Origin of the sequence: Photobacterium sp. OFAV2-7 (genome assembly GCF_022347985.1) — a bacterium.
Classification (GTDB): Bacteria; Pseudomonadota; Gammaproteobacteria; order Enterobacterales; family Vibrionaceae; genus Photobacterium.
Genome location: NZ_JAKRFQ010000734.1, coordinates 1 through 2,694 on the forward strand (window position 1 = coordinate 1; position 2,694 = coordinate 2,694).

At 40.7% G+C, this 2,694-nt stretch carries 3 protein-coding genes; 1 reads left to right on the top strand and 2 read right to left on the bottom strand.

Going from position 1 to position 2,694, the window contains the following annotated elements; all coding sequences use genetic code 11:
• A partial coding sequence (locus MHN01_RS23750; protein ID WP_239413825.1) for a BCCT family transporter occupies positions 1 to 469 on the bottom strand: 469 nt, incomplete at its 3' end.
• 463 nt (positions 470 to 932) lie between these two features.
• On the opposite strand from MHN01_RS23750, the gene MHN01_RS23755 reads away from it, so the two are divergent.
• Entirely contained in the window at positions 933 to 1,559 is a 627-nt protein-coding gene (locus tag MHN01_RS23755; RefSeq protein ID WP_239413826.1) for a phosphatase PAP2 family protein, read from the top strand.
• A 342-nt stretch (positions 1,560 to 1,901) separates the two neighbouring features.
• Here the strand turns inward: MHN01_RS23755 and MHN01_RS23760 are convergent, their stop codons facing one another.
• A complete protein-coding gene (locus MHN01_RS23760) occupies positions 1,902 to 2,567 on the bottom strand; it encodes a hypothetical protein (RefSeq protein WP_239413828.1) in 666 nt (221 codons plus the stop codon).
• Positions 2,568 to 2,694: the final 127 nt, after the last annotated feature.

A 2,694-nucleotide genomic window follows, 5' to 3' on the forward strand; every position in this document is an offset into this window, starting at 1 on the left:
CAAGCGTGCCCAGTACTGCCCAGGCTAAAAAGCCCCAGTGAAGAAAGCTCTGGCTCAAAGCGGGGGGTACCGCTTCCACAGAAGAACCCACTACTCCATCAAAGCTCGGAGGAGGTGTTATAAAATGATAGATAGGTTCCGCGGCAGACCAAAAAACACCACCGCCGGCAAGCAAAGTGCACATAATCATTGCCAACCATCGGAAAGTACCAATGGTCGGTTTCGCTTGCTTACCCATACGAATTTTTCCGTAACGGGTAACAGCGATAAGCACAGCCACTGCAAAATTGATAACCATCAACCATTGCCAGGCATACCCAAAATGTGAAGTCACTGAAGAAAACATTGACTGAATCACACTGGTAACGAGTGACAGGTCGATGAGAGAAGAAAGCAGGAACAAACTGATGAACCCAATTGTTAGAGCTGGAACCAGTTTATCGCCAACCTTATGTGTCGTGCTATGCATAATATACTCACGGTTACTGTGAGGGGCGGCACATTATCAGCTTGCGAAGCATATAACCAGAAAAAAATTCCTATTTTTATGAAAGAAAAATCAAATTTTACTGCCAGCGGCAATTACTCCGCCTTTTAGTATCGTTTCTGAGATCTCGTTCTAGTTTATTTCCTTGCATGGCTATTCATTAGAGTTCAAATGGTTTTGTAGGCTTAAACTAATCTGACTTTGATAAAATGCTTATACTTAATGATCGCTCAAGTAGATCTGGCAAGAAATGCCGCTATGCACTTAGCAACCACCCAAAATAGCAAAATGACATAAATTTCACTTTGTTAGCGCTACCCTCTGATACACTGCGATTCCAAAATAATCATCTTTTATTACAATGCTTACCAATTCATTTCTTTTCAAAAAAGTCCCCGGCTTCATTGCTTTACTCATTTACGCCACCGTCATGTCTGGCGTACTTATGTTCTATTCATCTGTCGAGCTGACAGGTAGCGTATCGGATTATACAGGCCGAACTTTCTCATTGCTCACAGCCTCAGCTGGCAACCCCTACTTTCTGGTTACCGTCTGTGTTCTATGCCTAGTCCCGTTGTTCACAAAACTACCACGGAAAGCAGCTATCCAGCTGGTGATGCAATTCGCTCTATTGCTGGTGCTGAGCTTTGTTGCCAAAACAGTGTTAAAGCATATCACTGAGATACCAAGGCCCTATAGCTATCAATTACAAAGCTTAGGAATCGTTCATTCAGCCGATGAATTCTATCAGTTAACTGACAGTGAAAAGGAAAAGGCGGTACAACTGGCCACAGCCAATGTCAGTGACTGGCGTACATCACATTGGCAAGGTGAAACTAACTACTCGCTACCTTCAGGACATACAATTTTCGCCGCCGTCTGCGTAGTTTTCTGGGGGGGATTCTTCTGGAAAAAGCACCAACTAACGGCTGCAAGCCTTCTGATCCTGTGGGCAACTGGCGTTGGCATCAGCAGGATCTGGCTCGGGATGCACTGGTCAACAGACATACTCGCATCTATCGCCTGTGCTGGGTTGCTCTATTTATTCATCCCTGAATGGAAAGACACTTAACTGTATTCAAACAAAAAACGCTTCCTAGGAAGCGTTTTGATTTTCTATGTCACAGTTTCTTTGAATCACTAACGGATCCGAATGGCCTGTTTCAAGTGTCACCGGAAACTGTGACTTACTGAGAGTTAACGAACTCGAGCTATTTCCTCTTCCGCCTGAAACCATAACATTGTTAGTGCTTGATACGATTCTTATATGAACAAAATCACTACTTTCATTTTTCAGAATCAATCTCACCCTATCCGTCTTCGATTCACAGGTAATACCTATTGGCGGAAAAGCCGCTGCATTCACATGGAATGCAGCGATTAAAAGAGCCGTAATAAAGATGACTCTCATGTATTAGTACTGACTAACGTATACATGGTTATAAGAAGAACCACCTGCAATGTATACATTCGAGTAATCGTTACTAGATTGTGTTACGTGAACCTTGTTGTAAGACGTCCCGCCACCGTAGTAGTCATTGATATTGACAACCGATTTAGAATAATCGCCATACTGGTTAACACTAACTTTGTTGTAATCAGCATTTTCACCTATAATGTTAATATCAGAATAGTTCCAGTTACCTTTCTGCTTAACTTTCGCTTTATTCCAATCACCAGCTTTAATATCTACCATTGAATAGTTGTAATTACCTTTCTGGTATACATCAACTTTATTATAATCCGCATAATAGCCGATGTTTACCTTAGATTTATTACGGTAGCCTTTTTGATCCACGGTTACATAGTTATGGTCTGAGTTAGCGAAGATATAAACACCTGATTTATTCTTATGGCCGTACTGGGAAACATCTACATCGTTGCCATCTGAACCATAAGTGATCAAAACTTTAGAGTCATTACCTTTGTACTTTCCAGGTGACTGCTGATAGACTGAAACCTTGTTACCGTCACTATTTTTCTTAATTTTAACGTCAGACTTGTTGTCAGTATAGTAACCTGTTGCTGCTGCAGAAGTAGAAACAAGTGCAGCTGAAATTAATAGAGCTAACTTTTTCATAATAATTCCTTTAATTGTGTTATCGTACAATACTATTTATGCATTTATCATTCAGGTGATAATCAACACCAAATATTACAAATACGAATTAAAACAATCATTGCTATAATTCAGTTATTATTATTGT